Origin of the sequence: Actinomyces sp. ZJ308 (genome assembly GCF_011752065.1) — a bacterium.
In the GTDB taxonomy this organism is placed as follows: domain Bacteria; phylum Actinomycetota; class Actinomycetes; order Actinomycetales; family Actinomycetaceae; genus Actinomyces.
The window spans coordinates 147,809-154,754 of record NZ_JAAIJY010000006.1 but is presented as its reverse complement, the minus strand read 5'-3'; the positions used below and the strand labels follow the sequence as shown (position 1 = coordinate 154,754).

The following is a 6,946-nucleotide window of genomic DNA, read 5'->3' as shown; positions in this document are numbered from 1 at the left end:
CCTCAACAGCCTCCCGCCCAGCACCGACGGGGACATTCGACGCCTACGGGTGCGTCCACCACACGGACGGGGACATCTCACACCTACGGGTGCAGGATTTCTGTCCCCGACGGCGTCGAATGTCCCCGGCCGCAAGGAAAGGTCCCCGTACGCGCCAGACGTCCCCGGCTGGGCCGGACCCGACCCCGAGCAGGCCTCACCACCTGCCTGCCAGCAGTACTGCACGAGGGGCGGGGCGATGAGCCCGGGCCACCGCATCTGGGGCACCCGCGCTGCCCGCACTACACGAGGGTCAGGGGCTACTGCACGGGACATAGCCGTACTCCACGAAGGTCCAGACCCCGTGCAGTACGGTCAACCCCCGGCCAGTACGACCCGAGGTACGTGCAGTAGCCGCCGCAACCCTCGCCCCCGACTCCCCGGCCCCGCCCGGCCGCGGCTCAGTCCCGGGGCGCGGCGAGCCGGCGGGCCGCTTCGACGACGACGGCGCGCTGGCGGGCGTGCGCCTCCTCATCGTCCAGGGGGCCGCACAGCATCCGCGCCACCTGGGGCACGGTGGACCACCAGCCCGTCAAAGACATGATCATGAGCATGAGCGCGCCCGGCTCGGCCTCCCGAGTCAGGGCCCCGGCGTCCTGGCCGCCGCGCACCCCGTCGATCTTGCGCTGGTAGTGCTCCCGCCGCAGCTCCTCCTCGGGCACCTCGCCGTCGAAGGTGAGGGCCTCCCAGCACAGGAGCCGGATGAGCTCGGGGCGCTGCCGGTGGTAGTCGTAGAGGCGCCCGGCGTAGTCCCCCGCATCCTCACCCTCGTCGAAGGCGGGCGGGACGGCCTCGGCCACCTTGGTCAGCTCGTCGCGCAGGACCGCGGAGAAGAGACGGTCCTTGGAGCCGAAGTAGTTGTAGACGCGCTCCTTGTTGACGCCGGCCCGCTTGGCGATCCGCTCCACGGTGGTCCCGGCGGGCCCGTGGCGGACGAACTCGGCCGTGGCGGCGTCCTTGATCTTGCGCTTCGTCCCCTCGGTGTCCCAGGCCATGGCGCCCCATCCTCCGTGTCCGCGAGCGCCGGCGGCAAACTCCAACGCTACCGTTGAAACTACCTCTCCAGTCTACTAGGGTCATTTCCAACGCTTTCGTTGGAAAGGGGTTCTCATGCCTTCCGCACACCGACCCGACCAGCATCCCGACGCCGCCCACTCCCCAGAGCCGACACCCCAGTCGACCACCGCCTACCCCGCCGGGAGCAGCGCCACCGCGGCCCTCGTGGCGACCGCACTGCTCGTCCTGACTCAGCTGTACGCCGCCATCCCCCTGCTGGGTCCCGTCTCCGCCCAGCTGGGCGGAGACGCCACCTTCGCCCTGTCGACGGCCTTCAGCCTCACCTACGCCGCGGGCTTCCTCATCTGGGGGCCGGTCTCCGACCACTACGGCAGGAGGCGGACGATGGCGCTCGCGCTGGGACTCCTCGCCATCTCCACCGCGTGCTGCGCCCTGGCTCCCTCGCTACCGGCGCTCGCGGCGCTGCGTGCGCTTCAGGGACTGAGCGCCTCCGGGTTCGCGCCCATCGCCCTGGCATACCTGTCCGAGGCGCTGGCTCCGCCCAGACGGGCCGGGGCGATCGGGGCGATGTCGACGTCGTTCCTGGTGGCGGGCATCGCCGGCCAGGTACTCGCCTCACTGGTCGCGCTGCGCCTGGGATGGCGCTGGTTCTTCCCCCTGTGCGCAGGGCTCCTGGCCGTGGCACTGGCCGTCATCCTCGTCATCGTGCACGACGCCGCCCGTGCCCCCGGCTCCTCGACCTCCTCGCTGCACGGGCAGTTCGCGACGCTGGGGCGGCTCGCTCTGAGGCCCGCGGTCCTTGCGCTCAGCCTGGCGCACGTCACACTGCTCATGGTGTTCGTCGCCATGTACACCGGCATTGGCGGCCACCTGGAGGCGCTGGGGATGCGTCCCTCGACCATCATCCTCATTCGCCTGGCCGCGCTGCCGGCCATGTTCATCAGTCTGGCCGCGGGAAGGCTCGCCGCCAGGTGGTCCTGGGCGGAGGTGGCTCGGCTCGGCTTCGGGCTGTCGGCACTGGGCATGCTCGGCGAGGCGCTGCTCGCAGGCGGCCTGCCTGCCCTGGTGGCGTGCAGCATCGTGTACGTCGTCGGGGTGGCGCTGGCCGTGCCGGCGATGATCAGCCTCTACGGGCAGGTGTCGGCCCCCAACCGCGGTAGCGGCATGGCGCTCAACGGCTTCATCCTGTTCCTCGGCACGAGCGTCGGCCCGCTGCTGGCGGCGTCAGCGCCCGCCTTCCGGGCCCTGGCCCTGATCCTGACCGGGATCCTGGCCCTGGCACTGGCCGCGGTGACCGGCTTCAAGGCGCTCACCGGCACGGAGCACTGACCGCTGGAGCCTTGGGGTTCGTCACGGGATCGAGGACGTACTTCTGCCGCGAGAACTGCGTCTTCTCGCAGATGACTGAGGGAAGAGCCCGGCCGCCTGTCGGCCCGCATACCGATTCCCACCCAGCACCAGCGGGGGCACTCGTACGACGGATCGCCAGGCTCCACCTCAACAGCCTCCCGCCCAGCACCGACGGGGACATTCGACGCCTACGGGTGCGTCCACCACACGGACGGGGACATCTCACACCTACGGGTGCAGGATTTCTGTCCCCGACGGCGTCGAATGTCCCCGGCCGCAAGGAAAGGTCCCCGTACGCGCCAGACGTCCCCGGCTGGGCCGGACCCGACCCCGAGCAGGCCTCACCACCTGCCTGCCAGCAGTACTGCACGAGGGGCGGGGCGATGAGCCCGGGCCACCGCATCTGGGGCACCCGCGCTGCCCGCACTACACGAGGGTCAGGGGCTACTGCACGGGACATAGCCGTACTCCACGAAGGTCCAGACCCCGTGCAGTACGGTCATCCCCCGGCCAGTACGACCCGAGGTACGTGCAGTAGCCGCCGCAGGCCTCTCGCCCGACCCGCCCGACCGCCGCGTCCAGTTTGCCGTTGATCTCCTCCGCGTACTGCCTCCCCCCGACCCCGCCCGGCCGCGGCTCAGCTGAACAGCGAGGCGGCCACCATGGTGTCGCCCTTCTTGATGCCCGGCGGGATGGCGAACAGGGCCGCGGCCTCGTGCTTGAGGTACTCCTGGAGGGCGTCGCTCTTGGTCATGCGGTCCAGGATCGGGTAGAAGTTCGTGCGCGGGTCCCGCACGAAGGCGATGAAGAACAACCCGGTCTGCAGCAGCCCCAGGGAGTCGGAGCCGTCGGTGTAGTTGTAGCCGCGGCGCAGCATCCGGCGCCCCTGGTTCTGCTCCGGTGAGACGACGGCGATGTGCGCGTCGGCCGGCACGAGCGTGTCCCCCTTGTCATCCTTGGCCGCGTAGTCCACGGCCGTGAACTCCTCGGAGGACCTCGTGGGGTTGGCGATGCTCAGCGGCGCCCCGTAGCGCTTGTCGCGCCCCATGGTCTGCTCCTGCTCGATGAGCCGTAGCCGGTCCCACACCTCGGCGAGCATGCGGATGCGACGCGCCACGTAGTAGGTGCCGCCGGTCATCCAGGAGGCTGTGGCGTCGTCGCCGGACTGGACCCAAAGGTGCTCGTTGAGCTGGTCGTCCGGGTCCTCGGCCTTGATGTTGTTGGTGCCGTCCTTGAAGCCGAAGAGGTTGCGCGGCGTCTCCTGGTCCACGGAGGTCGACGACGTCCGCCCGTATCCGACCTGGCTCCACCTCAGGGCGGCGGTCCCGAAGGCGATGCGGGTGAGGTTGCGGATCGCGTGGACGCACACCTGGGCGTCGTTGGAGCAGGCCTGGACGAGCAGATCGCCGTCGGACTGGGCGGCGTGAAGCTGGTCGCCGGAGAAGGAGGGCATGCCCTCCTTGAGGATGGCCGGCATCCTGTCGGCCAGGCCGAAGCGGTCGTTGCCCTCGGCGTCGACGAACAGGCTCCTGCCCACGCCGAAGGTGATGGTCAGCCCATTGGGCTTGTAGCCCCAGGCCTCCCCGGTGTCCTTGGGCGGCAGCTGCTTGTTGGAGCTGGGCTGGCCGCCGATGAGCTCGCCGGCGGTCATCTGCTCGGCGGCCACGGCCCAGTCGGACAGGAGGGTCTTGAGCTCCTCGACGTCGGTGGTGGAGACGTCGAAGGCCGCGGTGAACATGTTGTCCTGGGCGGGGGTGGTGATCCCCGCCTGGTGGTCACCCCGGAAGGGGTAGACGGTGAGGATGGCCTCCTCGGGCTGCCGGGAGGCCTCCCAGGCGCGTCCGCCGGCGACGCCGGCCAGGCCCGCGAGCGCGGCGCCCAGGCCGGCGCCGGTGAACATGGCGCGTCGGCTGGTGCCCTTCCTGGCTGGGGGCTCGGGATTGTCGGAGCCTCCTGCCGGGTCCGGCTCCCCGGGAGCCTCGGAGGAGGCGGCCTCCTGGGACTCCTCCGCGTCGTCGGGGGACCGTGAGGCGCCGCCGGGGTCCTGCGACGCCGGGCCGCCCGGCTCCCGCTGCGCCTGCGACGCCTCCGGCTTAGTCACGTCGCCCGCGACCGGGGAGGTCTCCGACTGATCGGCCGGCTTGCCACTCACTGCTGACTCCTTCCGGGGTGTCCGGATCGTTCTGGCCGCGCGGCTCAGAGGACGGTTCCGGCGACCTTGGACAGCGACTCGCTCAGGGCGTTGACGGCGTCGGAGAACTTGCGCTGCACGTCGGTGTAGGAGTTCTTGTCCGGGGCCTCGCCGGCGTCCTTCTGGACCGAGGCGATGGTGGAGTAGTCCGCGTAGGTCTTGCGGCCGTCGGCCGTCTCCCCGGTCGCCTGGGCCGCGACGAGCTCCTCGACGGCCTTGAACTGGGAGGTGATCTTCTCGGCGAGCTTGGCGTCCTTCTTCTTCATGAGGTCCTCGACGTTGCCGTAGGCGACCTTGGCGCCCTCGACATTGGCCTGGAAGTCGTAGAGGTCGGTGTGGGAGAAGGTCTCCTCCTCGCCGACGATCTTGGTGGTGGCGACCTCCTCGAGGAGGGAGGAGGCGCCGTTGGCGACGTCCTCGAGCTCGAGCTCGAACTTCTTGCCGCCAGTGCCGGTGATGTTGCCGTAGACGAGGTCGTAGAGGGACTTGGTGTCGGAGTTGAGCTGGTCGGCGACCTTCTGGCGGGCGGCGTCGTCGGCGAACTTGAAGGGGCTGGCGGGGTCCTGGGCCCACAGGTCGGCCTCGATGCGGTGCCACCCGGTCCAGCCGTCGATGACCTCCTTGTCGGTGACGGCCTTGCCGGCGCCGGCGGCGAGGTCCTGGACGCGGGTGTCCAGGGCGGCGTCGAGGTCACCGGCCTCCTTGAGCCCGAAGGACTCGGCGGTGGGCTCGATGCGCTCGTAGTACTGGCGCGCCAGCGGGTAGAGGCTCTGGGCGGTGGCGGTGTCGCCGGAGAGGTAGGCGGTGACGAAGCCCTGGGTGGCGGTCAGGAGCTGGCCGGTCTGGTCGCGCACGTAGGCGGTGTAGTTGGTGACGGCGTCCTCGCGCGCCTTGGCCTCGTCGGCGCTGACGTCGACGGCGGCGCCCTTGGTGATCGTCAGCTGGGTGACGCCCTTGAGCTCGCCGACCATGTTGGGCTTGCAGGCGGCGTAGTAGGTGCCCTCCTTGAGGGAGGTGGTGAGCTTCGTGGTGGTGCCGGGGCCGATGTTCTCCTGCTCGGAGATGATCTGGAGCTTGTCCTCGGTGAGGATCTCCAGCTCGTTGGGCGCCGAGCCCGAGTTGGTGATGGTGAAGGTGACGACGCCCGAGGGGAAGGAGGTGGAGGACAGCTGGCAGGAGTCGTCGGTGAGGGTCACCGTGATCTCCTGGGCGGCCCCGGAGCCGGAGGCGCCGCCCTTGGCGTTCCTGGGGTTGTCCGCGCAGGCGGCCAGCCCCAGGCCCATGGCGGTCAGGGGGAGGAGGGCCAGCACGTTGCGTCGCTTGATGGTGGGCATGGTTTTCCTTCGTGAAGAGGTGGTGATGGGAGAAGGGTCTTCGGAGAGGTCAGGAGGCCTCGACTGCTGCCTCGACCTTGCGGGGCGGTGAGGGCCACCGGCCCCGGATCTGGAGGGTGAGGAGCACCAGGGTCGGCACGATGTACAGGTTCCAGCCCACGACCTGCAGCACGGTGGGCTGGAGGTTGAGCTGGAACATGGCCTGGAGCAGCACGTAGAGCCAGTAGAGGGGCGAGGTGCTGGCCGGCAGGTGGGTGGACAGGTCCCAGGCGTGGTTCATGATGCCGGGCAGGACGCCGGCCTCCTGGAGGTCGCCGACGCCGTAGGCGACGATGCCCGCGGCCACGACGACCAGGAAGTATCCGGTGGTGGCGAAGAAGACGCGGAAGTTGATGCGCACCGCGCCCTGGTAGATGAGAAAGCCGAGCGCAACGGCCAGGACGAGGCCGGTGACGACGCCCGCCGTGGTCTGCATGACGGAGCTCTCGATGCTGGAGCGCACGGTGGCCCAGATGAACAGGGCGGTCTCGACTCCTTCACGGCCGACGGCGACGACGGCGATCCACACGACGCCCCAGCCGGAGCCGCCCCCGGCGAGGGTCCTGGACAGCGAGCCCTCCAGCTCGCCCTTGAGCTCGCGGGCGTTCCTGCCCATCCAGAAGATCATCCAGGTCACCAGGCCGACGGCGACGAAGGACAGGGTGCCGCCGAGGATCTCCTGGGCCTGGAAGGTCAGTGTCTTCGGCCCCCAGGTCAGGACGGCGCCGACGGACAGCGGAATGAGTGCGGCCAGACCAATACCCGCCCACAGCTTGGGCAGGGCGTCGCGCCGACCGGATTTAACCAGGTAGGCGATGATAATGCTGACAACGAGGACGGCCTCTAAACCCTCCCGTAAGGCAATAAGCAGGTTGGCGAGAAACACACGGCCTCCATGTCACGAATCAGTGTCTGACCTCTGCAACCAAGGTAAGCCTAGCCTGTAGATGTCTGATGACCAAGACGGCGGATTCGT

The 6,946-nt window shown here is 69.6% G+C and carries 5 protein-coding genes; 1 reads left to right on the top strand and 4 read right to left on the bottom strand.

Translation table 11 applies throughout. The features are described 5' to 3' along the window. Positions 1–440: 440 nt before the first annotated feature. Positions 441–1,034, bottom strand: coding sequence for a TetR family transcriptional regulator (locus HCR68_RS05110; RefSeq protein ID WP_167147039.1), 594 nt, complete (start codon positions 1,032–1,034; stop codon positions 441–443). Between the two features lie 115 nt (positions 1,035–1,149). On the opposite strand from HCR68_RS05110, the gene HCR68_RS05105 reads away from it, so the two are divergent. After that, a complete protein-coding gene (locus HCR68_RS05105; RefSeq protein WP_167147036.1) occupies positions 1,150–2,385 on the top strand; it encodes an MFS transporter in 1,236 nt (411 codons plus the stop codon). A 658-nt stretch (positions 2,386–3,043) separates the two neighbouring features. Here the strand turns inward: HCR68_RS05105 and efeB are convergent. From efeB to efeU, 3 genes are read right to left on the bottom strand one after another with little or no spacing between them, the layout of a single operon-like run. After that, entirely contained in the window at positions 3,044–4,558 is a 1,515-nt protein-coding gene (efeB, locus tag HCR68_RS05100) for an iron uptake transporter deferrochelatase/peroxidase subunit (protein ID WP_167147033.1), read from the bottom strand. A gap of 44 nt (positions 4,559–4,602) precedes the next feature. Beyond that, on the bottom strand, positions 4,603–5,931 hold the full coding sequence (efeO, locus tag HCR68_RS05095) for an iron uptake system protein EfeO (protein WP_167147031.1): 1,329 nt from the start codon (positions 5,929–5,931) through the stop codon (positions 4,603–4,605). Positions 5,932–5,980: 49 nt separating this feature from the next. Then, on the bottom strand, positions 5,981–6,856 hold the full coding sequence (efeU, locus tag HCR68_RS05090) for an iron uptake transporter permease EfeU (protein ID WP_167147028.1): 876 nt from the start codon (positions 6,854–6,856) through the stop codon (positions 5,981–5,983). Positions 6,857–6,946: the final 90 nt, after the last annotated feature.